The following is a 24,090-nucleotide window of genomic DNA, read 5'->3' as shown; positions in this document are numbered from 1 at the left end:
TCCGACCATGATTTTAAATTGTACAGTAAAGTGTGACTTTTGCCGAAAAGGGTGTTTGACTACTGTCACTGTTTACGGTTAACGGTTCACTGTTCACGAAGCCGTATATTAGTTTCATATTAATATAAACCAGGGTGGAGGGAGAGAGCTTTGCATTTGGCTTGGCAATTACCACGTAAGAAGTGGTTAGTCACGGGAACCATCCTGTTACTTATATTAGGCTTAGTATCTTACAAGGTATGGAGCGGACAGAGTAATAAAAGTGTAATCATCGTAAAAACTGCCCAGGTTAAAAAGCAGGATTTAGAAGCCAATATTTACACCACAGGCACTTTACAGCCTGCACAGCAGAAAGAATATTATGCCAAAGCGGCCACTACGGTGAAGGAAATCCTAAAAGAACCCGGGACAAAAGTAACCCAGGGGGAGCCAATCGTCATTCTTGATGACAGCCAGGCTTTACTAGATTTGGGGCAGGCCGAAAGTACACTGGCCCTGCAGGAAAGCGAATACCGGAAAGGGCTGAGTAATAAGCTTTTCCTGGAAAAGAAACTGGAAGATGCCCAAAAGAATCTCCAGCGCCAGGAACAGTTGTATGAACTGGGGGCCGTGGCCCTGAAGGAAATAGAAGGATACAGGCTGGAGGTAGCCAGCCTGGAAAACCAGCTGGCAGCTATAGACTTGAAGGCCCTGGAAGCCCAGGTTAATAAAGCTAAACTGGCCTTGCAGGGAGCCCGGGAGGTTGCGACCAGCACTGTGATTACCAGTCCCTTTGACGGTACAGTACTGAAAATTGGGGTCAAGGAGAATCAACCCGTGACACCGGGGATGTTTATTGCCAGTATTGGCGATGTCCATACCCTGGAAGTAAATTGTTCCGTAAATGAATATGATGCCCTCAAACTGAAAATCGGCCAAAAGGCGCAAATCAGCAGTGAAGGACTGCGGGAGAAGAAATTTAGCGGGGAGATTACTCAAGTTGCCCCCCAGGCCGAAGTGGAGCAAACCACCACTGGTTCAGAAAACAGGGTAAAAGTGAAATTAACCCTGACGGAAAAAGTAGAAGAGTTAAAACCTGGCTATAGTGTGAACGTAAAGATTTTAACAGATAAAAAAGCTGACGCTTTGATTGTGCCTATTGAAGCCCTGCTGCAGCGGGATGGTAAAGATGTAGTGTTTGTCTACCAGGATGGCTTAGCCGTACTGCGTGAGGTGAAAAAAGGACTCAGCACGGAATTGTACCAGGAAATCACAGAAGGATTGGCACAGGGTGAGCTGGTCATCATTACTTCCCAGGAAAAGCTTAAAGATAATACCAGGGTGAAGACTAATGATAAAAATAAGTAATCTCACAAAGGTTTACCGGACGGGAGCTATCTCCGTCACCGCTTTAAAAGGGATTAATTTAGAAGTGGCAAAGGGAAGCATGGTAGCCATTATGGGACCTTCGGGCTCGGGGAAATCTACCATGATGAATATTTTGGGCTGTTTGGACAGGGCCACCTCCGGCTCGTATATTATTGACGGGGTGGATGTTTCCACTTTACAGGAGAAGGAGCTGGCCAAAATACGTAACCATAAAATAGGTTTTGTTTTTCAGACTTTCAACTTGCTCCCCCGTCTCACAGCCTTGAAAAACGTAGAGCTTCCCATGATTTATGCCGGGATACCCGCCAAAGAAAGAAGGGAGCGGGCTTTAAAAGCATTGGACAAGGTAGGTTTGGCAGACAGGATTCATCACCGTCCCAACGAATTGTCCGGCGGACAAAGACAGCGGGTGGCTATTGCCAGGGCCTTAGTGAATAATCCTGCCATTATTTTAGCCGACGAACCCACCGGTAACCTGGATACCCGTTCCGGGGAAGAAATCATGGACATCTTCCAGCAGTTAAACCAGGAGGAGGGTGTGACCATCATCATTGTTACCCATGAACGGGAAATCGCTGATCACACCAGGCGTATTGTCCATTTTCGGGACGGCGTGATTATTAAAGATGAGGAAGTACTGACTCCCATATCGGCCCGGACAACTCTGGCCGCACTTCCTCCTGCCGGGGAGGTGTAATAATTGGATATTCTAGAGAGTATTAAGGTTGCTTTGGAAGGTATCTGGGTAAATAAATTAAGGTCTGCCTTAACCATGCTGGGCATAATTATTGGAGTAGCGGCAGTTATTGCTGTAGTGACCATTGGACAGGGTGGGCGTGCTGCTATTCTTTCTTCTTTGGAAAGTATGGGTACTAATCTTTTTGTGGTTTACCCTTCCAGCCGCAATGCCACTACCCCTATTACCAGACAGGATCTAATCACCCTGGAGGATGTTGAGGCCATAAAAAACATTGTGCCTACTGTGAAAGCCGTGGCTCCTACCAGCTATCTTTCCATCATGACCCAGGTGGGCAGACAGAAAGAAAAGACCACCATTATCTGTACCGGTCAGGATTATAAAAGCATACGAAATTTGGAACTTGTGGAAGGGCGTTATTTTACCTCCGAGGAGAATAACAGCAGGCGGCGTGTGGCGGTGATCAATGAGGAATTAGCCAAGACCTACTTTTCAGGTGAATCAGCCCTGGGTAAACAGGTTTATCTCATGAATACACCCTTCATTGTCATCGGTGTGGTGAAAAACGATCCCTCAAATGCCCTGGGCTTTGGCGGCGATCCGCCGAAAGAGGCTACCATTCCTTTTCATACAGGCGAGACTCTTTTCCGTAACTTACGAATTCAGATAGAAGGGCAGACCTACAGTAAAGAAGAGGTACAGGAGACTATAGACCAGATTGTAAAACTCCTGCACAAGAGACATCGCAATGAAGGAAAATACCGGGGGTACAGCCTGGATCAGGAAGTGGCTACAGCCAATAAAATCCTGGGGATTATCGCCTTGATCATTGGTTCTATCGCGGGGATTTCCCTCCTGGTAGGCGGTATTGGTGTGATGAATATTATGCTTGTTTCCGTTACGGAGCGGACCAGGGAGATCGGCATCAGAATGGCTTTAGGCGCGCGAAGGAGGGATATTCTCGTCCAGTTCTTGATTGAAGCCGTAGTTATATGTCTGGTGGGAGGAACCATTGGAACCATTTTAGGCACAGGGGGGGCTTTGGCCGTGGCTTTAATCGCCAAGTGGCCGCCCTTGATTACACCGGGTACCATTTTTATTGCCTTTTTCTTTTCCGCTTCCATCGGAATCTTTTTCGGTATTTACCCTGCCAACAAGGCGGCCAAATTAGACCCCATTGAAGCCTTGCGCTATGAATGATTTCACTAGTAAGAATGGCGAGATATTGATATAATAAATCTACTAATTGGCTTTAAGGAGGTGTGATACCGGTATCCCTTAAAGAGGATACTGGTAGTTAAATGCTTACCGGTAAACAGCGAAGGTTTTTGCGGGCCCTGGGTACAGGGATTGATCCTGTTATTCAGATAGGCAAGGGTGGTATAGGAGATACTTTGGTTCAGCAGCTGGACGAAGCTTTGGAAGCCCGGGAACTTGTAAAAATCCGGGTAATCAATAATGCCCCTCTTGAACCCCGTGAGATTGCTGAACAGCTGGCTGAAGCCACAAATTCAGAGTTGGTACAGGTAATCGGCAGGAATCTATTGTACTACCGTCGTTCCTTAAAAAAACCTTCAATTGAGCTGCCCAGTTGATTACACAGGAGAGAAACCAGGTGATAGAGAAATGGATGAGAAATTTAGGGAACTTTTAATCAGAGCTCACCGGATTGTGGTTAAGGTAGGAACCAGTACTTTAACTCACTCCACCGGTAAGCTCAATTTGTTTCGTTTAGAAAGTCTCGTCAGGGAAATGGTGGATCTGCGCCACCAGGGCAGAGAAGTAATCCTGGTCACATCCGGTGCCGTAGGTGCCGGTATGGGAAAAATGGGGCTTTCTGAACGTCCCAAAACCATGCCGGAAAAACAGGCCCTGGCGGCTATTGGACAGGGTATTCTCATGCACATGTATGAAAAACTCTTTGGTGAATATGGCGAAACAGTGGCCCAGGTTTTGCTGACCAAGGATGACATTGCCCACCGTGAGCGTTATCTCAACGGTAGGAATACCCTTTTAACTTTACTGAGGTTTGGGGTCACACCGATTATTAATGAAAACGATACGGTAGTCTTCGAAGAAATTAAATTTGGCGATAATGATACCCTGGCAGCTTTGGTGGCAGGGCTGGTCGATGCCGATCTCCTTGTCCTCCTGTCTGATATTGAAGGGTTATATACGGCAGACCCCCGTAAAGATCCCTCAGCTACCCTGATCAACCTGGTAGAGGAGATAACTCCCCAGGTAGAGGGGCTGGCCGGTGATCCCGGTTCCAAATTGGGCAGTGGTGGTATGTTCACCAAAATACAGGCTGCGAAAATTGCCTGTAACTCCGGTATTCCTATGGTCATTACCAACGGCTCCCGTAAGAATGTTTTACGGGAGATTGTGTCCGGTGATTATCCAGGAACATTATTTGTACCCCGTGACCACAGGATTGGCGCACGCAAACGCTGGATTGCTTTTGGTTCACGGATAAATGGTACCATTTGGCTTGATGAGGGAGCGGAGAAGGCTATTCTTACCAGGGGGAAAAGCTTATTGCCAAGCGGTATTACTAAGGTTGAAGGGGAATTCCCGCCGGGCAGTGTAGTGAGTCTTTGGGGACAAAACGGAGAGATTGCGCGCGGGATTGTGAATTACAGTTCCGAAGATATCGAGAAAATTAAAGGGGCCCAGACCAAAGAGATCATGTCTATTTTGGGACATAAGGATTATGATGAAGTAATACACCGGGATAATTTAACCTTGAGAACTTAAAGGAGGTTTGGCTGTGCTTTGTGAGGAGTTGAAGATTAAGGGGCAGCTGGCTAAAGAGGCCAGCATTCTTTTAAGTACACTTTCTACCGAGACGAAAAATCAGGCTCTGGCCGCTATGGCAGAGGCCCTGGAACGCCATGAGGAAGAAATTTTGGCGGCAAACCAGAAGGATATAGATAGGGCCAAAGAAAAAGGTATTGGCAATGCTATGTTAGACCGGCTGCTTCTTACGCCGTCCCGTATTAAGGAGATGGCCCATGGTTTACGGGCGTTAATAGCTTTACCTGATCCTGTTGGGGAAATAGAGGCTGTCTGGAAGGGGGCCCAGGCCATTGAAATTGGCCGCATGCGCGTTCCTCTGGGTGTGATTGGTATTATTTATGAAGCGCGGCCCAATGTTACCGTAGACGCTGCAGGGCTTTGTTTGAAAACCGGGAACGCCGTTATTCTGCGGGGCGGATCGGAAGCCCTTCATTCCAATATCACTATCACCCGTGTCATCAGCCAGGCTGCCGAGTCCGCCTGGATTCCCCGGGGAAGTATTCAATTGATCGAAAATCCCGACCGGGAAGTGGCAGTCCAGCTGATGAAACTCAACGAATATTTGGATGTTTTAATCCCCAGGGGTGGGGCCGGGCTTATTCAGACGGTGGTGCAGAACAGTACTGTCCCCGTCATAGAAACTGGTATAGGCAACTGCCATGTCTATGTGGATAGTGAAGCCGATCTGGCCATGGCTGAAGAAATCATTATTAATGCCAAATGCCAGCGCCCTGCGGTCTGTAATGCTGCCGAAACTTTGCTGGTTCACGAAAAAGTAGCGGCGGACTTTATACCCAAAGCAGGTAAACGTCTTAGACAATTAGGAGTAGAAATTCGCGGTTGTAACCGGACAAGGGCCCTTTTCCCCGAAGCTAAGGCTGTTACTGAGGAAGATTACGCTGCGGAATTTTTAGACCTGATCCTGGCTGTGAAAGTTGTGGATAGTTTGGATGAGGCCTTACAGCATATCAGGACTTTCGGTACTAAGCATTCAGAGGCAATTGTTACAGAAAGCTACCGTAACTCCCGGCGTTTTCTGAAGGAAGTGGATGCGGCGGCGGTTTACGTTAATGCTTCTACTCGCTTTACTGATGGTTTTCAGTTTGGTTTTGGTGCAGAAATAGGGATCAGCACACAGAAGCTCCATGCCCGGGGACCCATGGGCCTAAAAGAGTTAACGACCATTAAATACGTCATTCAGGGTGATGGACAGGTGAGAAAATAGTTGATAGTTGGTAGTTGGTAGTTGGCCGCAATATAAGTTACTAGTTATTAGTTCCTAGTTACTAGTGGGAAACGAAAAAGAGTCTGTTAGCATTATGCTAGCGGACTCTTTGTGTTATGAAAAACAATAGCTGCTTCGCTCCAGGTCTGAAAGTCTTAAATCGGAAGTCGGCAGTCGGAAATCGGAAAGTTGTTTTAGTTCAGCGGAACATATTTCTTATTTTGTAGTAAAGGAGCTTATGAGGCTGCAGCCAGTAAAGCCGGGACTCCAAGTGCCGGAGGAAACGTCTTAACCTGTATCCCATGCAGCACCACCTCCTTTTCAGCTTTATCTTATGCAGGTGGTGGGCAGTTTGTTACAAAAGTGAAGCTTGAGAGTCCATGATGAAGAATGTTATACTAATATAAAATGTGGTGTAGAGGTATGATATGGATTACCATGAAGAATTGCATTTACAAAAAGTCTCTCGGGTAGGGCTGATGGGCGGTACTTTTGACCCCATTCATTCAGGACACCTGGTTACGGCCGAAGCTGCCCGTTCCGAGTTTAGTCTGGATAAAGTCATATTTGTACCTTCTGGACAACCTCCTCATAAAAAAGGTCTGCCCATCAGCGGTAAAGAGTTTCGCTACTTGATGACGGTATTGGCTACCGCACCTAATCCTTATTTTGAAGTTTCCCGGGTTGAATTGGAACGTCCCGGTGAATCCTTTGCCATTGATACCGTCAGGTACTTTAAAGACCTGCTTAATCCCGGTAGTGAACTCTATTTTATTACCGGTGCCGATGCTATACTGGAAATTGTTACCTGGAAAGAAGTAGAAGAGCTGCTGGAAAACTGTACCTTTATTGCCGCGACACGGCCCGGTTTTGATTTAAATGAGCTGCGATACAAGTTGCTGGAAAAGTTGACCGACAAACACTTAAAAAAGATCATTCCTCTCGAAGTGCCTGCCATGGCTATCTCGTCTACGGACATACGCAACAGAGTCAAAAATAAAGGTACCATTAAGTATCTTTTGCCGGAATCAGTGGAAAATTTCATCTATAAAAATGAATTATATCGTACTTAACAGTTCATTCTTCACAGGGTATAATATACTTCCTTTAACACATAATAGAAACAAGCTTATACCTATATACTTTAGTGAGGTGAATGAATTGGCTAAAACACTATATGTGGGCAATCTGCCATGGGCAACTACTCCCGAGGATTTAAGTGCAGCTTTTAGTAACCATGGTCAAGTTATCAGTAGTCGGATCATCAAAGATAAAGAAACAGGTCGTTCCCGTGGTTTCGGTTTCGTTGAAGTGGCTGATGAAGATGCGGAAAAAATGATTGCTGCTATGGACGGTAAGGAATTTAATGGAAGGACCTTAACCGTCAATGAAGCAAAAGTCCGTGCTGAATAGTCAATACCGACTGGAATCTGCCCCCTGTAAACTAGGGGGTTTTTGTATGGAGAGGAAAGATGAAAGACTTAAGCTACTATAAGGAAATCATCAAGGAGAAACTTAGTAAAAAAAGATTTGAGCACTCCTTGCGTGTGGCAGAAACAGCCTTGGAAATGGCCAAAAGTAGGGGACTCGATGAGGAACAGGTTCATCTTGCCGCACTGCTCCACGATTATGCTAAAGATTTACCTTCTGATGAACTTTTGCGAATCGGCCGGAAAAAGGGTATTATTTTATATAAAGCTGAGGAAGTCCAGCCAGATTTATTACATGGTCCGGTAGGAGCCTGGCTTTTAAAACAGGAACTGGAAATTACCGACGAAGCTGTCTTGCAGGCTATACGTTATCATACTACAGGACATTATCCCATGACTGAGCTGGATAAAATTATTTATCTCGCAGACTTGCTGGAGCCAGGACGTACCTATGAGGGAATTGCCTCCCTAAGAGCGATCTGTGCAGAAAATATAGACAAAGGATTACTTTTTGCCTTTGATTCCACGCTCAGGTATGTTCTGGAACGAAAAATGCTCATTCACCCCTTGACTGTGGAGGCAAGAAACTGGCTTCTTCTCCAACTTCATGATAATTTTAATGATGAGTAATGATTATAGATATTTATTTTAAAAAGGAGGCTTTTCATGGATAGTAAAGAGGTAGCGCTCCTGGCCGCCCGGGCAATTGACGAAAAGAAAGGTAGAGATATATCGATCCTTAAATTAAAAGAGCTCTCTTTGATTACAGATTATTTTGTCCTGGGCAACGGTAATTCTCGAATCCAAACTCAGGCTATTGCTGATAACGTGGAAGAACAGTTGGCTAAGCAGGGAATCATGCTTCTGCGCCGGGAGGGTTACCCCGAGGGCAGGTGGATTTTAATGGACTTCGGTACAGTTGTTGTTCATATCTTTCAGGAAGAAGAACGTAACTTTTACAATTTGGAAAGGTTGTGGGGAGACGCCCCCAGGATACCTTTTGCCGGGCAAAAACAATGAAGAGCTATGGTGAACTGGCCAAAATATATGATAAGCTGATGGATCATATTGACTATGCCGCTTATACCGATTTTTATTTAAGCCTGGCGGCAAAACATGGCTGGAAGGGGCGGAAAGTCCTGGACTTAGCCTGTGGTACGGGAAATATTTCTTTAGAGCTCCTGAAGCGAGGCTACGAAGTCCAGGGGCTGGATATTTCCGAGGAAATGCTCATGGTGGCCGACGAAAAAATATTTGCTTCTGGTTTTACTCCCCGTCTATATCGTCAAAACATGAGAAATTTCCAGCTCATGGAGAAGGTTGACTTAGTCATATGTGCCTTTGACAGTCTAAATTACCTGTTAAAAGAAGAGGACCTGGAGAGAACCTTTTCTTGTGTGTACAGGGCTTTGGACGAGCACGGTCTCTTTCTTTTTGATGTCCATAGTTATCATAAGTTTACCCATGTGCTGGGTCAGAATACCCTGGCCTACGCAGGTGACGATACCTGCTATATCTGGCAGAATAATTTTTCAGCGGAAACCGGTATTTGTCAGATGAACCTGGATATCTTCCAGCAAGATAAAAGCGGTATGTACCGGCGTTTCCAGGAATATCACCAGGAACGTTATTATTCGGAAGCACAGTTGAAGCAGTTGCTGGAAGGAAAAAATTTGTCAGTGTTGGGTATTTACAGTGACCTGAAGTTTGCTGCTCCTCACCCCGAAGCGGAAAGGCTGTTTTACGTAGCGCAAAAGGCTTAAATAAATTTCCCAGGAAATTCATTTATTTTTAAGGTTGACAAGATGTCCTCCAGTACATATAATCTATATATGTGAGGTCAATGAGGCCCAAAAACATATACGGGGCTATAGCGCAGTTGGGAGCGCGCTTGACTGGCAGTCAAGAGGTCAGGGGTTCGAATCCCCTTAGCTCCACCATTGAAATTAACACACCGATGAGGTGTGTTTTTTTGTATTGGTTACAATATAAGAACCCCTGACCTCGAGGGGGCTTGGGGGAGAAGCTCCCCTAATTGGATAAGGAGGGTCACAGCGGAGCGTCCTAGGGAACCATCCGGTTCCCTGGGAAAAGGGCGTGAGCCCTTGGGTCGGCGGGTTCGAATCCCCTTAGCTCCACCATTGAAATTAACACACCGATGAGGTGTGTTTTTTTGTATTGGTTACAATATAAGTGGACTGTACTCGGTTTGCTGGACACGCAGAAAGGTTGTTATAATAGAACCTAAAGAAAGGGCGTGTTAGGCAAATGACTGAAAAGAGCAAATTTAGCGCTGACTACAAGAAAGAAATCGTTAAGCCTACTACAGACCTTGGCAAGAAACCCGTTAGTATAGCAGAACAGACATATGGTCATTGAAGAATAAAAAAGTGCTTAAAAGAAAAAGGATAAAATGTAGTAACCGGCGTTTAGCACGACTGATGAAAGAAAACGGGTTAATCAGCCGCCTGAAAAGAAAATACAAGGCTACTACCAACTCAAACCATGGCTACCCCGTAGCCCCTAACCTTTTAGAGAAAGACTTTAAAGCTGAAAGGCCTAACCAGAAATGGGTTGGTGATATTACATATATTCCGACAGACGAAGGCTGGCTTTATTTAGCAGCTGTAGAAGACCTCTTTCACAAAAAGGTTATCGGCTGGGCACTGGACAGTCGTATGACAAAACAGCTAACCATTGATGCTATTGAACAGGCGATTATTAAGAAAAAAACCTGCCCAAGGACTATCTTTCATTCTGACAGGGGATCCCAATATGCTGCCTATGCCTGTCAGGATAAGCTTGTTGCCAGGTATACGGCAAAGCATGAGCGCCAAAGGTGATTGTTATGACAACGCTTGTATGGAGTCCTTCTTCGCCACACTAAAAAAAGAACTTGTCCATGGCTATGTTTGCAAAGCGAGCATGTAAACCCAATCCACTAAATTTTCCAGCACTAAAATTGTTTAGGTAAAGCAACAATAATAACGGACAATAATTTATTAGGAGTGGTTAAGGTGTTCAAGATTAAAGACAGAATTGTTTTGGGCGTTGTGGCCGGTTTAGCCGGAAATGCCATAAAAATGGCGATTGATGAAGTCTCCATAAAAAAAAAGATATCACAGCGTTCGTTCCGTAAAACTGCTGCCGGTGTGTGGGTGTCAAAACAAAGTGAGGCGACTAACATAAAAGGACAAATTCTCGGGGGCTTACTTGATTTTGGGATGGGTATATTGGGTGGTATTGCATCGGTATATTTACTGTCTAAAACCGGGCGAGACCATATTGTAACTAAAGGAATTACTTCAGGAATAACAATGGGTTCGTTTATTACTTTTATTTTGGGTGCTTTACCCACAAATCAAGTTAGACCAACGGATGCCGCTAGTAACTTATCCTACATGGCGAGTCATGCTGTATACGGGCTTGTTACAACTGCCGTAGCCGCAAAATTAGGCCACCCATCGTTATTTGATACCAAACCGCAAAACGATTACCTTAAGCCTTCGGAACCGACCACAGAACAAATAAAGAGCAATGTAATGCCAATAAAATCCAAGAGTTGCAGGACGGAAAGAAAACAGCCTCTTTAAAGTTGTTTAACACTAGGTAAAATCGGGGCATTAGCGCAGTTGGGTATTTACAATGCTCCAGGACCAATTTTAACCATAAGTAGGAAACTTACGCTAGCCAGGGCGTGAGGATTTTGTCGGTATGCAAGGGGCTATTTATTTTTAGTCAAGCAATCACCTTATGGGGCAATGTTTCATATACTACATTAAAGACAACATCCCAATATGAAAGGAGAATTGTTATGGCTAATGTAAATGCACCTGATCCTGGTTGTGGTTTCTTCCCATTCTTTGGAGGACGTGGATTTGCTATTCTCTTTCTGGTAATCCTCATCCTCTTATTATTCCCCGGATTCTGGGGTGGAGTCGGCTATTAAGCCATCTATTTAAGTAGGAATTAAGTAGGAACCTCCTTCTGAAAACCCCCTTTCACGGGGGTTTTCTCATATATTTTGGAGATATTCCTGTTAGATATTATCTTTTCTGAAGGATAAATCTGTTGACTTCCCGGCTCAGTTCCTCTGCCATATGGGCCAGATTTTGGCTGGTAGCCGAGAGTTCTTCCATAGTGGCTGCCTGTTCCTGAGTGGCTGCCGAAACAGTCTGGGTGCCGCCTGCTATCTCTTTGCTAATGCAATCTATATTGCGGATGGCGTTTACTATTTGTTCACTGCCGCTGGCCATCTGCTGGGTGGAGGCCGTTATCTCCTGGAGCTGGGTAATAACCTGCTGGATAGAATCCAAAATGGTTTTAAAGGTCTTTCCGGCATTGTTGCTGACCTCAGTACCGATTTTGATAATCTGTATACTGCTCTTCATAGACTGGACGGCGTTTTCGGTATCCTTCTGTATTTCGCCGATGAGTAAAGCAATTTTTTTCGTAGCTTCCTGGGACTGCTCTGCCAGTTTGCGCACTTCCTCAGCTACTACGGCAAAACCTCTGCCGTGTTCACCTGCCCGGGCTGATTCAATGGCCGCATTGAGAGCCAGGAGATTAGTCTGCTCAGCGATGCTGGAGATGGTTGTGATGATTTGTCCAATTTCCTTAGAGCTCTCGCCCAGCCTGTAAACTACCTCAGCCACTGAGGAGGAAGTTGTCTCAATGGTGCTCATTTGTTTGCTTACTTCATCTATCACTTTTCCGCCATTTTTGGCGAGCTCAGAGGTTCTCTGGGATACATTGGATAACTGGTTGGCACTGGCTGCTACCTGCTCTATGGCCGCGGACATTTCTTCAATGACAGATACGGTATCATCGACGGAGCTTAACTGTTTTTCAGCGCCTTTAGCTACTGTAGTGATGGTTTCAGCTACCTTATTTGCAGCCTGGGAGGTTTGTTCAGCTGCCGAAGCTGCGTGCTGGGATAGGGTTGTAATGGCATTGGAACTATCTTTTATTTTCCAGAGAACGTCTAAGAAGCTATCCTGGATTTTATTTATGGCCTGAGCTAAGATGCCAATTTCATCAGAACTGCTTTTCGTCTTTTCACTGATTTCGTCTCTCAGGTCTCCTTGGGCATATTGATTTGCTACGTTGGCCATCTCCAGGATAGGATTGCGAATAATTCTTGTCAAAAAGAAACTCAGAATACCTCCGATAACCACCGCTATTCCGGTCATGAGTAAGGCTGTAAATAGAACTTCATTAGCTTTCGAGTGTGATTTTTCTAATTGAGTTAGAATAAGCTTCTCATTTTCGTGGAGTAATTCCTCAATAGACGCTGATAACTTGTCTGTTATAGGAATCAGGGTATTAGCAATAACGAGGGTCTTTTCTTTTAATAACTTAGCATCCTCCAACTTACCTTCGGCTAATGCTTGATGATGCTGCCTGGCAATGGGGGCAAGATCTTTTAGTAAACCGTCTTTGTAGGAAGTAGTGACTTTGATAAGGTCCTGTACATGCTCTTTTCTTTCGGGTTTCGCTATTTTAAGGAGTTCATCCTCCAGTTTTAAGGTGTTGTTCATGGCCGTTTCAACTTGTTGGTAATACTTCTCGTCGCCATAGGCGATAAAGGCCCGGATAGCTGCTACCCCGCTTTTAAATTCTTTCTCAATTTCTGCTTCCAGTACCAACCGCCGGTTGGACAGCTCAACATCCTTTATTAATTCATTTGTATCTTTGAGGTTTATATAGGAATAACCTCCGAGAATAACTATCAGCAAGAGCATGATTAGGAAACCGCCGCTGATTTTTTTGCCGATGCTTATTTTCATGAGCAGCACCTCTTTCTCATCCGACATAAATCTGCTGTATATGTTAAATTATACTATATTCTGGTATAAATATCTAATTATCTAGAATGTAATAAAACTGTATACTTTTTCATCACCTTTCGTTTTTTTCCAAACAAAGTAGTAGCGTAGGCGTCCCATGGCAAAAAATGTCGCTGATCCCTTGAATTCCACTGTTAAGGGGATTATAATAAGATGAAGCCACCATGCAAGTAACCTCTCGTTCCCTGAGGGATGAGAGGTTTTCACACATTTTCCATATATATTCAGACACATAGTTGATATAATTTGTATTTATATAGCCTAGGGAGGTATTATTCGTGCAGGAACGCTATAATTTTTCTGAAATTGAAGAGAAGTGGCAAAAAAAATGGGCCGACAGACTTATGTACAAAGTGGACGAGGATCCAGGCAAAGTGAAGTACTATTGTCTGGAAATGTTCCCTTATCCTTCAGGGAACCTCCATATGGGCCATGTACGGAACTATTCTATAGGTGATGTAGTAGCCCGTTTTAAAACTATGCGCGGCTATAATGTCCTGCATCCCATGGGTTGGGACGCTTTTGGTCTGCCTGCGGAAAACGCAGCTATCAAACACGGCATTCCACCGGCCAAATGGACTCTGGACAATATTAATAACATGCGCCGTCAATTAAAATCCATGGGCATTAGTTACGACTGGGACAGGGAGGTAACTACCTGCCTTCCCGATTATTATAAATGGACCCAGTGGCTTTTCCTGCAGTTCTACAAAAATGGCCTGGCCTATAAGAAGAAGGCCCATGTGAACTGGTGCCCCAGTTGTGCTACTGTTCTTGCCAATGAGCAGGTAGTGGACGGGGCCTGTGAACGCTGCGATACAGTAGTGGAGAAAAAGGCCCTGGAGCAGTGGTTCTTCCGGATTACCGATTATGCCCAGGAACTCTTGGACAGTCTGGCTGATTTGCCCGGCTGGCCCGAAAAAGTAAAGACCATGCAGGAAAACTGGATCGGCCGCAGTGAAGGTGCAGAAATTCACTTTACTGTGGAAAAAACCGGAGAAAAAATACCGGTTTATACAACACGGCAGGACACTGTTTTTGGTGTTACTTACCTGGTCTTAGCTCCCGAACACCCCATGGTGGAAAAGCTTATTGCGGGAACCGAATATGAAGAGCCTGTTAAGAGTTTCGTGAAAAGTGTACAGCAGATGACGGAAATTGCCCGTACCTCCACGGAAACGGAAAAGGAAGGTATGTTTATCGGCGCCTATGTTATAAATCCCCTTAATGAAGAAAGAGTACCTATCTGGGTCGCCAATTATGTCCTCTTAGATTACGGAACAGGGGCAGTAATGGGTGTGCCAGCCCATGACGAGAGAGACTTTGCTTTTGCTAAGAAGTACAATTTGCCCATTCGTATTGTCATTGAGCCTGTGGGGCAGGAATTAAAGCTGGAAGAAATGACTACAGCTTATACTGATGACGGGATAATGGTTAACTCCGGAGAATTTACAGGTCTTCCCAATAAAGAAGGACTGGTTAGGGTAGCCAACCATTTGGAGGAAAGAGGGAAAGGTAAGAGAAAAATCAACTTCCGCCTGAGGGACTGGCTTATTTCCCGCCAGCGCTACTGGGGGGCCCCTATTCCTATCATTTACTGCGAGAAGTGTGGTGCTGTTCCGGTACCCGACAAAGATTTGCCTGTGTATTTACCTTTAGATGTGGAATTCCGCCCTACAGGCGAGTCCCCGCTAAACCATATTCCCGAATTCCTCCATACCACCTGTCCTGAGTGTGGCGGCCCAGCTACACGGGAAACGGATACCATGGATACCTTTGTATGCTCCTCTTGGTACTTCTTGCGCTATACTGATCCCAAAAACACGGAGGAGGCTTTTGGTAAAGAAAAAGTTGACTACTGGATGAACGTCGACCAGTATATCGGCGGGGTGGAACACGCTATATTACACCTGCTGTATGCTCGTTTTTTCACCAAGGCTCTGAGTAATTTTGGTTTGGTAAGTGCCCGGGAACCCTTTAAGAACCTGTTGACTCAGGGTATGGTTCTTAAAGATGGGTCCAAGATGTCCAAGTCTAAGGGCAATGTGGTCAGCCCGGAAGAAATCATCAAGAAATTCGGTGCTGATACGGCACGGCTCTTTATCCTTTTTGCCGCTCCTCCCGAACGTGATCTGGAATGGAGTGACCAGGGTGTGGAAGGCTCTTACCGCTTCTTAAACCGGGTTTGGCGGCTGGTCTATCATTATCAAAAGGAATTACAAGAAATTAAGCCCCAGGACATCCTTTCCCCTGAAGATAAGGACCTGCGCCGTCTGGTTCACGGGACCATTAAAAAGGTAACGGAAGATGTTGAACAGCGCTTTAATTTCAATACGGCCATCAGTGCCATTATGGAACTGGTAAATGGCCTCTACCAGTACAAGGAAAGGCCTAATCAGAATTTATCCCTGGTAAAAGAGGCCATCGATGCACTGTTACTTCTCCTGGCACCTTTTGCTCCCCATATTACAGAAGAATTGTGGGAAGCCGTCGGTAACAAGGACAGCATCCATAAGCAGTCCTGGCCCGTTTACAGCGAAGAGGCTCTAATTGCAGATGAAGTGGAAGTAGTCCTGCAGATTAACGGCAAGGTTCGTGACCGGCTGGTGGTACCTGCCCAATTAGATAGGGCTGAACTTGAGAAAGCCGTTCTGGCTATGGATAAAGCTAAAGCAGCCATTGAAGGGAAAGAGATTGTTAAGATAATAACTGTACCGGGTAAGTTGGTTAATATTGTTGTAAAGTAGTTGTAGGATGCTATAAGATTTGACGTGGAAAGCGGCTGATATACTTCGGGGGGAGCTTAACGCCGCAGAATATAAGGATTATATATTTGGGATGCTTTTCCTAAAAAGGATGAACGATGAGTTTAAGATTGAAAGAAATAAGAAACGGGAGGACTTTTTAGCGGGAGGTATGCCTGAAGAGGAAGTCAAAGAGCTGGAACTTTTTCCTGGGAGGCCTGCTGATATTGCCGGGAGTGGCCATGGTATCAGTTCGTGAGCGTAGGGATTCACGACGAGAGAATAACTGTATAAAAAAACCTCAACTGGTTCACAGTATTACAGAGGCGGCTACGGAAGGGGGAAAGGTAATTGCAGGAAAAAACGCTTAACCTGGGTGATAGAAAAGTTTTCTACCGGGAGATAGAGGGGGCGAAAACCCCTGTCCTTTTTCTACATGGCAAACGGTTTACCTCCCAGGACTGGTTAGGGCAGAAGGTAATTGACAAACTTGCCGCTCTCGGTCACCGGGTTATAGCCCTGGATCTTCCGGGATACGGTCAATCCGATGAACTGAATGGACTCTCATTTGCCGACTTTTTTACAGAACTGGAGACAAAACTCAACCTGGACAACTTCTGTCTAGTGGGGCCTTCCTTTGGGGGTAAGATTGCCCTGGAGAGGGCTATTAAGGGTGATCATAAACTGTCGGGGTTGGTGGTTATCGCACCGGCTGAAGTGGACAATTATCTCCATGTTATACATAAGGTGCATATTCCCGTATTAATCGTCTGGGGTGAGGAGGATAAGGTTGTACCTGTTGAGTATGCGAGTCGCCTTGCAGCAGTTTTACCCCAGCGTGAGGTTCATATCATAAGGGGCAGGGGTCATACCTGTTATTTTGAGGAACCCGAGTTATATGCCGATATTGTAATCAATTTTCTCCATAGAAATATGCAGAACAAATGAAGGGTTTGGAGTCAGTAAAAGATAGAAATCTCGTGTGTTTAAGGACACGAGATTTTCTGTTTTTATATTAAATAACTTTATCCCGACAGCTTGCAGGAAAATACCGGACCATGGCGAAAACTGGTAATTGTTACATATATTTGTCGAGGTGTTAAGTCATGTTGGATAGTCTTTCTAAAAAAGCCCAGGTACTAATCTTACTGGCTCTTGGGGTGATGATTTTCTTTGCCGGCGTAAAATATCAGGAAAACCGCCTGACTTCAGTGATGATGGAGAAATCAGCGCTGCAGGTGGAACAAAAGCCTGTCGTACAGGCTCCTAAAACCTTAACGGTGCATGTGGTAGGGGCTGTAGCCAAGCCCGGGGTCTACACCCTGGAGGAAGGAAAACGGATTCATGACCTTATCCAGTTGGCCTCTCTTTTACCGGAGGCTGATACTGCTTTAATAAATTTGGCAGCCCCGCTCCAGGACGGTAAGCAGGTATATGTGCCCTTTAAAGGAGAAGCAAATGCCGGCGGCACACCTCAGAAAACAGGTGCCCCGGGTGACGGCCTCATCAATATTAATACAGCAGGGGTAAAGGAACTGGATTCCTTACCGGGCATCGGCCCTGCCTTGGCCCAGCGCATTATCGACTACCGCGAGAATCACGGTAATTTTGCTGCGGTGGAAGATATTACTAAGGTATCCGGCATTGGCCCCTCTACACTGCAAAAATTCAAGCACCTCATTACGGTAAAATAAGCTATGACTGGCAGCAGTTTGCACATAAGAAAGCGTCCCCTCCTTGTACTGACGTGTTTTTATGGCCTGGGGATCATCTTTGGCTTTTACTTTAAAGGAAGTTTGTGGTGGCTAATCTTAGGCGGGTTAACCTTTCTGGTAAATCTAATCTACTTTATTAGGAAAGGAAAGCTCCAAAGCACTCTTTTTCTGTTGTGTTTCGTTTTTTTCGGGGCACTATGGTATAACCTTCATTGTCTGCCTCCCGATTCTTACCGGCATTGGCTTGATGAAGTGGTAGAGGGCCAGGGAACGGTGATTTCTTATCCCAGGCCCGGAGCCGCCGGTCTCTCTTTCATGGTGGACCTCCACAGGTTATCCCGGGGGGAGCAGGAACTGCCCGGGGGGATCAGAGTTTTACTCAGGACAAAGGGAGACGCTCAGGTTCTACCCGGTACAGTGGTGGGTGTTCGTGGAAAACTTTCTTTACCCCGCCAGGCCCGTAATCCCGGTGAATTCGATTACCGTCAATACCTGGCCAACGGCCAGATCTTTTACCAGCTGACTACCCAAGATAACGGTTTAACGGTAATCAGTGAAGGTCAGGGAGTAAGGACTTGGCTGGCCCGGGAGCGGGAGAAAATTGCTTCTCATTTGGCCCAAATCATTCCTCTAAAAGAGCGGGGTCTTTTATTAGGGGTATTATTCGGTGATAAAAGCGGCATCCCCGACACAGATTATGAGGCTTATCAAAGGGCGGGCGTGGTCCACCTCTTTGCCGTGTCGGGCTTGCATGTGGGGTTTGTTTTGGGCCTGGTCTGGGCCCTTCTCTCCTTTTGGGAGGTACGGCCTCTTTTTCGCCTGCTGCTAGGGGCAGGATGTTTAACCGTTTATTTTTTCCTGGTAGGCTGGACAGCCTCCATCGTGAGGGCCATCATCATGGCCCTGGTTGGCTTAGTGGCTTTGACAGTGGGCAAGAAACAGGATCTTTATACTACCTTAGCCCTGGCTGCCCTCATCATTTTGGTGGCAAACCCGGGGGAACTGTTGCAAACGGGTTTTCAACTCTCCTTTGTAACGACGGCAGGCCTCATCTACCTTACTCCCTGGCTGGGGAATTTGGGACTGGGAAAAATCCTGGCCCCTGCAGTAGCAGCCCAATTGGCAGGTATCCCCTTGGGGGCATATTATTTTAACCAGATATCCCTGGTGGCTCCCTTTCTCAATATTATTGCCGTAGGTGCCGGCGGGATCATTGTAGGTCTGGCCATGATAGGAAGTATCCTCTACTTTGTCTGGCCTCCTTTGGGGGATCCCTTTTTCTTAGGGGCCGGCGGCCTGCTCTATGCTCTAAGTGAATTCATTCTCTGGTGGGGCCGGCAGGAATGGACGGGTCTTATAGTACCTACTCCTCCCCTGGCACTCATTGTTATTCTTTATGCCTTCCTTTTCCTGGCTCCTCATCTGTATAACTTCATCCCTTACTGGCGGAGCTTTTTCCCGCCAGTTTACCGGCAAAGAATCCTTACTGCTTTTATCATTATAGGCATAACCTGTTTCCTGTGGCCCCATATGGGCAAAACCCAGGTAGTTTTTTTGGATGTGGGGCAGGGAGACAGCATCTTTATTAAAACACCCGGTGGTAAAACCATTCTGCTGGATGGCGGCGGAACTCCCGGTTCTGATTACTCCATCGGTAAGCAGGTTTTAAAACCTTTTTTAAGAAGGCAGGGGTTACGGAAGATTGACCTGGTCATCATGTCCCACTCCGATACCGACCACAGCGAAGGACTCCTGGAGGTTATACCCTATTTTAATGTGGGCCAAATTATCGTACCGCCCCTGGAGCAGGGGGACAAAGTGGAGGAGGCCCTTCTGCAAGTGGCCAGGAAACGTAATATTCCCTTAAATTCTGTCACAGCCGGTCAGTATATACAGGTTGATGACCAGGTCCGTTTAGAAGTGTTACACCCTGATGGAGAAAGGATATGGCACGGGAACAATAAATCCCTGGTTTTAAAGTTGATTTATCAAGAAGCGGAATGGCTCTTAACCGGGGACATAGAAAATGAAGCCATAGCTTATCTCCTGGCCCAAAAAGAGGACTTGCGGGCTGATATTCTGAAACTCCCCCATCATGGCAGTATTTCTTCATACAGTGAAGAATTCTATCGCCAGGTAGGACCCTGGGCAGTGATTGTCTCAGCAGGCATCAATAAGTTTAACCATCCCCACCCCAGGGTGAGGGGCTATTTTTCAGAACGGGGAATCCCTTTTTACCTCACCAGGGATAACGGTGCTATCATTACCTGGAGTAAGGGAAGGAAGATAGAGGCAAGGACGTTTATACCAAGCCTGTGAATCTCTCGGCCGGCCATTATTATATGGAAGATTGTTAAAAAGCCCTGAGGCTTGTCCCCTTAGGGTTTTTGTATTTCTACCATTAATCTAGAATTTACAATAGCTTATTGCCAATACCCATCAATTTACCCAAAGAATCTATACGTTGATCCGAATATATGGTAATATTTGGTATTGAGATAGTAAATTATACAAAAAGGGGAAGCAAGAGAGACAAAAGCCCCAAAAAGTGTGTTACATAGTAAAAGATTCTTTGGTTAAAAATATGTAAATTGTTTTTTGTGGTTCTAGTTTAAAGCGTTTATTAAAAGTTTATACATGAAAGGTATCAGCCCACCAGTTGTAGAAAGTAACTTAAAAGTCCATGTAAAAAAGTTGTCTGATTAGGTTAGTGGAGATGAGTTGAATGGAAATGGATGAGAAAAGGTTTAGGGAAGAATATTTACAAGAAATTTCACAAATCACCCTAAAATATGGGACGATATTCTCTGGTTTGGTCTTTCCTGCAGTCACAATCATCATGTTCATTGAGCTATTGACCTATGAGTCAATAAGCCTCGTTGTCTGCCGTGTTCTTTTTCTCATCCCTATGGGTGTTTTCTTAATATGCACGTATTCCACTTTCAGACACAATTTAAAAATGGTCATTCCCCTTCATGCCCTTTCGTTAACAGGTGGTATGTTGATGATGACTGGCTTGACCGTCATCAAATATAAAAGTGAGGCCTTTTCTCCCGCCTATAAAATAGCCTCTCTTACGGGAGGTTTAGTGACAGTTATTTTTCTCGCTTTTTTATTTTCCGCAGGGGCCAGGCGTTACCTGATTTACATTGTTTCTCTGCCTTTGATCGCTTTGCTGATCGTGTTTTCTTTAGATAAAGAGCTAACCTGGAAGGAAATAGCCTTCTTTGTTAATCCGGTAGGAGCTGGCCTGGCCGCCATTGTGTTTTCCATCATACAGGAAAAATTCTCATATCAAGAATTTAAAATGAAGAAACTTGCCGAAATAAGAAAAATAAAACTGGAAGAAGAGATTGAGGAAAGGAAACACCTGGAGAAGAAACTCCAGGAAAAAGTCGCACGAGATGATCTTACCGGAGTTTTTAACAGAAGGGCAGCTTTATCCTTTTTAGAAAAACATGTAGAAGAGTGTCGTTTGAACAAAGAGGCTCTGACTATTTGTTACATTGATCTAGACAATCTTAAAAAAGTGAATGACATTTATGGTCATGCTGCCGGAGATAAGATGATTGTTAATTTCACTGAAATATTAAAGAAAAATACCAGGGACTGTGATTATGTATGTAGGATAGGTGGTGATGAGTTTCTGATCATCTTCCCCAGTTGCACGGCCGGTGAAGCCGAAAAAATCATTGACCGGGTGAGAAATGTTTATAACAGTAAAAGAATTCATGACCATATCAAGATGGATTTTAGTTATGGTTTTGCCGAATATAGTATGTTGGCTTGTAACGGGATAGCTGAATTTATAGAATTAGCGGACAATAATATGTATAAGCACAAATTGCAGAAGAATATCTGTTAGCCTTCCTTGGTTATATCCTGTCTGATGCTGGCTGGCATTTCCTTTTTCTGTCTAGTCGGTTAAAGTGACAACTTGTGGTATAATAGGGAAAGCACTATTTAAGAAAAGGTGGTTACATAATGCAGAAGACAGGATTCTTTTTAGTGCTTTGCCTTTTATTACTACTGGCCATGCCGGTGGCAGCCGCTCCCCAGGTAACAGGTAAGAGTGCCGTTCTTATCGATGCTCAAAGCGGCCAGGTCCTTTATGATATGGCCAAAGATGAAAAGCTCCCCCCTGCCAGCACCACAAAAATACTTACCGCCATCATCGCTATTGAAAGCGGTAAACTGGATGAAATGGTAACTGTGGGTCCCAATCCGCCTCTGGTTGAAGGGACTAAGGTTTATCTGGAAGCCGGGGAAAAGGTAAAGCTCCGCGATTTGGTATTAGCCGCTCTCGTCCATTCAGCCAACGATGCTGCCCTGGCTGTCGGAGAATATCTGGCCGGGTCTGCCCCGGAATTTGCCAAGATAATGAATGCAAAAGCTCAGGCCCTGGGTGCGGTGAACAGTAATTTTGTCAATCCTCACGGCCTGTCTGAAGACAATCACTATACTACCGCTTACGACCTGGCGCTGATAGGACGTTATGCCATGACCAATGAGACTTTTCGCAGTATGGTCAAAACCAAGGTGTTAGACTGGAATGGCAAGGCCTGGCAGACAAGGCTGATTAATATTAATAAACTGTTATGGTCTTATGATGGCGCCGATGGTGTTAAAACAGGGTACACCACAGAGGCCAAATCTACCATCGTGGCCTCTGCCACCCGTAATGGACAAACTTTAATCGCCGTGGTCTTAGGTTCGAGCGGCAGCAATATCTGGCAGGATGCCGAAAACCTTCTGGATTACGGGTTTGCAAATTTTCAAGGAATCGAACTGGCTCATCCCGAAAAAGTAGTGGCTACCGTGGATATTACTCCTAAAGAAAAGTTACAGTTGGTTCCGAAAGAAGCGGTACAGCTGGCTTTACCCCAGGAAGGAAATAAAAAGATTGACACCAAAGTTGTTTTAGAGCCCCTGCAGGTCCCCATTGCCCAGGGGCAAAGGGTGGGGAGTCTGGTCTTCTTCCTGGATGGCAAAGAAATCAGCCGGGTAGAGCTTTTGGCTAAAAATGCAGTGTCCCGTCATATTGGTTTTACCAATATCATGTTATATCTTGGGGCGGGGCTTTTCTTCCTGCAAGTGTTGTGGAGGAGTTTTCTCCTTTATAAAAGAAGTAGAAGAAGTCGATACGGTTATAACTCCTCTTACCGGGGTTATCGTTCATACTAGGAGGTTTCATGCTGTTTCAGAGTGTTATTAATAGTATTAAACGTGGTATGGTCTCTCCTGTTTATCTCCTGCACGGTGAAGAAGAGTACCTGCAGGAGTTGATTATTAAGGCTTTAAAGGAACATCTTTTAACGCCGGAAACAGGGGATTTCAATTATGACGAGCTTGACGGTGAGAATGTCTCACCCGGGCAAATTGTGGCCAGTGCCAATACCCTGCCCGTCTTTGCCGAAAAAAGACTGGTGATTGTCAAACGGCCTTCTCCCTATTTTTTGAGCAAGAAAAAGGAAGGGGAGGATACCGGCGTCGATGATAAGTGCCTGATAGAATACATCTCGGAACCTTTATCTTCCACCTGCCTGGTTTTCTGGTTAAAGGAAACAGCGGATAAACGTAAAAAGTTATACAAGACAATAGAGAAAAAGGGCCAGGTTGTAGAGGTCACTCCCTTAAAGGGGACGGAACTCAGCAACTGGCTGCAGGAACAGGCCGGGGCCCTGGGAAAGGTTCTCGAACCCAATGCGCTGGAGTATATTGTCTTTCACGCCAGTCATGACCTGCGCTCTCTTAAAAATGAACTGGATAAACTGGCCCTTTTTGCCGGAGAGGAGCGGACCATTTCCCTGCCGGTAGTGGAAAAGCTGTTAACCAAAAGCATTGAAGCCAATATATTTGACCTGGTGGATAGTCTGGGTTTGAGAAAAACAGAGGAGGCCCTTCATGAGTTAAGGAACCTCCTGGTAATGGGTGAACCGGCCATCCGTATTCTCTTTATGATCGCCCGACAGTTTCGTCTTATCCTAATGGTGAAGGACCTGGAACAGAGAGGGTTTTCCGAAAAACAGATTACGGCGGAACTATCCCTTCATCCTTATGTTACCGGGAAAATCCTGCGCCAGGCCAGGAATTTCACCTTCCCAGAACTTGAGCGCAACCTGGAGATCATCCTGGAAACCGATTTTGCCTTAAAAAACGGTTCTCCTGTCCAGGCTGCGCTGGAAAACCTGATACTGAAGCTAGCAACTAGTTCGTAGTTCGCGGTTGGCAGCGAAGTAGTTACTAGTTATTAGTTACTAGCG

General features: G+C 45.4%; 23 protein-coding genes and 1 tRNA gene. 23 read left to right on the top strand and 1 reads right to left on the bottom strand.

The window, feature by feature from the left end:
* Positions 1-150: 150 nt before the first annotated feature.
* The 15 genes from BR63_RS07660 (at position 151) to BR63_RS19740 (ending at position 11,468) form a co-directional block, all read left to right on the top strand.
* Positions 151-1,347, top strand: a complete 1,197-nt coding sequence (locus BR63_RS07660) for an efflux RND transporter periplasmic adaptor subunit (protein WP_034422378.1) — start codon at positions 151-153, stop codon at positions 1,345-1,347.
* Positions 1,331-2,065 (top strand): ABC transporter ATP-binding protein, encoded by a 735-nt coding sequence (locus BR63_RS07655; protein ID WP_034422381.1) that lies wholly within the window; start codon positions 1,331-1,333, stop codon positions 2,063-2,065. Before BR63_RS07660 ends, BR63_RS07655 begins: the two co-directional genes overlap by 17 nt.
* A gap of 3 nt (positions 2,066-2,068) precedes the next feature.
* Entirely contained in the window at positions 2,069-3,265 is a 1,197-nt protein-coding gene (locus BR63_RS07650) for an ABC transporter permease (RefSeq protein ID WP_034422383.1), read from the top strand.
* A gap of 101 nt (positions 3,266-3,366) precedes the next feature.
* On the top strand, positions 3,367-3,660 hold the full coding sequence (gene yhbY / locus BR63_RS07645) for a ribosome assembly RNA-binding protein YhbY (RefSeq protein ID WP_034422385.1): 294 nt from the start codon (positions 3,367-3,369) through the stop codon (positions 3,658-3,660).
* Between the two features lie 31 nt (positions 3,661-3,691).
* Positions 3,692-4,822 carry a glutamate 5-kinase gene (gene proB, locus BR63_RS07640; protein WP_034422388.1) on the top strand — a complete coding sequence of 377 codons (1,131 nt, stop codon included), beginning with the start codon at positions 3,692-3,694 and terminating at the stop codon, positions 4,820-4,822.
* A 13-nt stretch (positions 4,823-4,835) separates the two neighbouring features.
* A complete protein-coding gene (locus BR63_RS07635) occupies positions 4,836-6,089 on the top strand; it encodes a glutamate-5-semialdehyde dehydrogenase (RefSeq protein ID WP_081908158.1) in 1,254 nt (417 codons plus the stop codon).
* 428 nt (positions 6,090-6,517) lie between these two features.
* A complete protein-coding gene (gene nadD, locus BR63_RS07630; protein WP_051965752.1) occupies positions 6,518-7,162 on the top strand; it encodes a nicotinate-nucleotide adenylyltransferase in 645 nt (214 codons plus the stop codon).
* Positions 7,163-7,250: 88 nt separating this feature from the next.
* Positions 7,251-7,502 carry an RNA recognition motif domain-containing protein gene (locus BR63_RS07625; RefSeq protein ID WP_034422391.1) on the top strand — a complete coding sequence of 84 codons (252 nt, stop codon included), beginning with the start codon at positions 7,251-7,253 and terminating at the stop codon, positions 7,500-7,502.
* Positions 7,503-7,561: 59 nt separating this feature from the next.
* Positions 7,562-8,149 carry a bis(5'-nucleosyl)-tetraphosphatase (symmetrical) YqeK gene (yqeK, locus tag BR63_RS07620; protein ID WP_034422393.1) on the top strand — a complete coding sequence of 196 codons (588 nt, stop codon included), beginning with the start codon at positions 7,562-7,564 and terminating at the stop codon, positions 8,147-8,149.
* A gap of 36 nt (positions 8,150-8,185) precedes the next feature.
* Positions 8,186-8,539, top strand: coding sequence for a ribosome silencing factor (gene rsfS / locus BR63_RS07615; RefSeq protein WP_034422395.1), 354 nt, complete (start codon positions 8,186-8,188; stop codon positions 8,537-8,539).
* Positions 8,536-9,282 carry a class I SAM-dependent DNA methyltransferase gene (locus BR63_RS07610; protein WP_034422397.1) on the top strand — a complete coding sequence of 249 codons (747 nt, stop codon included), beginning with the start codon at positions 8,536-8,538 and terminating at the stop codon, positions 9,280-9,282. The genes rsfS and BR63_RS07610 overlap by 4 nt, the downstream gene beginning before the upstream one ends.
* A gap of 101 nt (positions 9,283-9,383) precedes the next feature.
* Positions 9,384-9,459, top strand: a tRNA-Ala gene (locus BR63_RS07605).
* A gap of 450 nt (positions 9,460-9,909) precedes the next feature.
* Complete coding sequence (locus tag BR63_RS07600; protein WP_161781880.1) at positions 9,910-10,362, top strand: IS3 family transposase; 453 nt, start codon at positions 9,910-9,912, stop codon at positions 10,360-10,362.
* 174 nt (positions 10,363-10,536) lie between these two features.
* Positions 10,537-11,112, top strand: a complete 576-nt coding sequence (locus BR63_RS07590; RefSeq protein WP_034422399.1) for a hypothetical protein — start codon at positions 10,537-10,539, stop codon at positions 11,110-11,112.
* Positions 11,113-11,333: 221 nt separating this feature from the next.
* Positions 11,334-11,468: a hypothetical protein gene (locus BR63_RS19740; protein ID WP_276568963.1), complete on the top strand. Its 135-nt coding sequence runs from the start codon at positions 11,334-11,336 to the stop codon at positions 11,466-11,468.
* A 97-nt stretch (positions 11,469-11,565) separates the two neighbouring features.
* Here BR63_RS19740 and BR63_RS07585 read toward each other — a convergent pair whose 3' ends face one another.
* Positions 11,566-13,308 (bottom strand): methyl-accepting chemotaxis protein, encoded by a 1,743-nt coding sequence (locus BR63_RS07585; protein WP_034422401.1) that lies wholly within the window; start codon positions 13,306-13,308, stop codon positions 11,566-11,568.
* Positions 13,309-13,646: 338 nt separating this feature from the next.
* On the opposite strand from BR63_RS07585, the gene leuS reads away from it, so the two are divergent.
* The 8 genes from leuS to holA all read left to right on the top strand — a co-directional run bounded on the left by leuS (position 13,647) and on the right by holA (position 24,045).
* Complete coding sequence (gene leuS, locus BR63_RS07580) at positions 13,647-16,115, top strand: leucine--tRNA ligase (protein ID WP_034422403.1); 2,469 nt, start codon at positions 13,647-13,649, stop codon at positions 16,113-16,115.
* A 19-nt stretch (positions 16,116-16,134) separates the two neighbouring features.
* Positions 16,135-16,371, top strand: a complete 237-nt coding sequence (locus BR63_RS07575; RefSeq protein WP_034422405.1) for a type I restriction-modification system subunit M N-terminal domain-containing protein — start codon at positions 16,135-16,137, stop codon at positions 16,369-16,371.
* Positions 16,372-16,463: 92 nt separating this feature from the next.
* Complete coding sequence (locus BR63_RS07570; protein ID WP_034422407.1) at positions 16,464-17,060, top strand: alpha/beta fold hydrolase; 597 nt, start codon at positions 16,464-16,466, stop codon at positions 17,058-17,060.
* Positions 17,061-17,218: 158 nt separating this feature from the next.
* Entirely contained in the window at positions 17,219-17,806 is a 588-nt protein-coding gene (locus BR63_RS07565; RefSeq protein WP_051965755.1) for a helix-hairpin-helix domain-containing protein, read from the top strand.
* A 102-nt stretch (positions 17,807-17,908) separates the two neighbouring features.
* Complete coding sequence (locus tag BR63_RS07560) at positions 17,909-20,146, top strand: DNA internalization-related competence protein ComEC/Rec2 (protein ID WP_161781882.1); 2,238 nt, start codon at positions 17,909-17,911, stop codon at positions 20,144-20,146.
* A 406-nt stretch (positions 20,147-20,552) separates the two neighbouring features.
* The gene (locus BR63_RS07555) at positions 20,553-21,692 is read left to right on the top strand and encodes a GGDEF domain-containing protein (RefSeq protein ID WP_034422411.1); all 1,140 of its coding nucleotides are present in this window, start codon (positions 20,553-20,555) and stop codon (positions 21,690-21,692) included.
* 119 nt (positions 21,693-21,811) lie between these two features.
* Complete coding sequence (locus BR63_RS07550) at positions 21,812-23,011, top strand: D-alanyl-D-alanine carboxypeptidase family protein (RefSeq protein ID WP_051965759.1); 1,200 nt, start codon at positions 21,812-21,814, stop codon at positions 23,009-23,011.
* A gap of 8 nt (positions 23,012-23,019) precedes the next feature.
* On the top strand, positions 23,020-24,045 hold the full coding sequence (holA, locus tag BR63_RS07545; protein WP_034422412.1) for a DNA polymerase III subunit delta: 1,026 nt from the start codon (positions 23,020-23,022) through the stop codon (positions 24,043-24,045).
* Positions 24,046-24,090: the final 45 nt, after the last annotated feature.

Origin of the sequence: Thermanaerosceptrum fracticalcis (genome assembly GCF_000746025.2) — a bacterium.
Classification (GTDB): domain Bacteria; phylum Bacillota; class Peptococcia; order DRI-13; family DRI-13; genus Thermanaerosceptrum; species Thermanaerosceptrum fracticalcis.
Note: the sequence above shows the minus strand (reverse complement) of the source record. Positions and strands in the feature narration are given on the sequence as shown.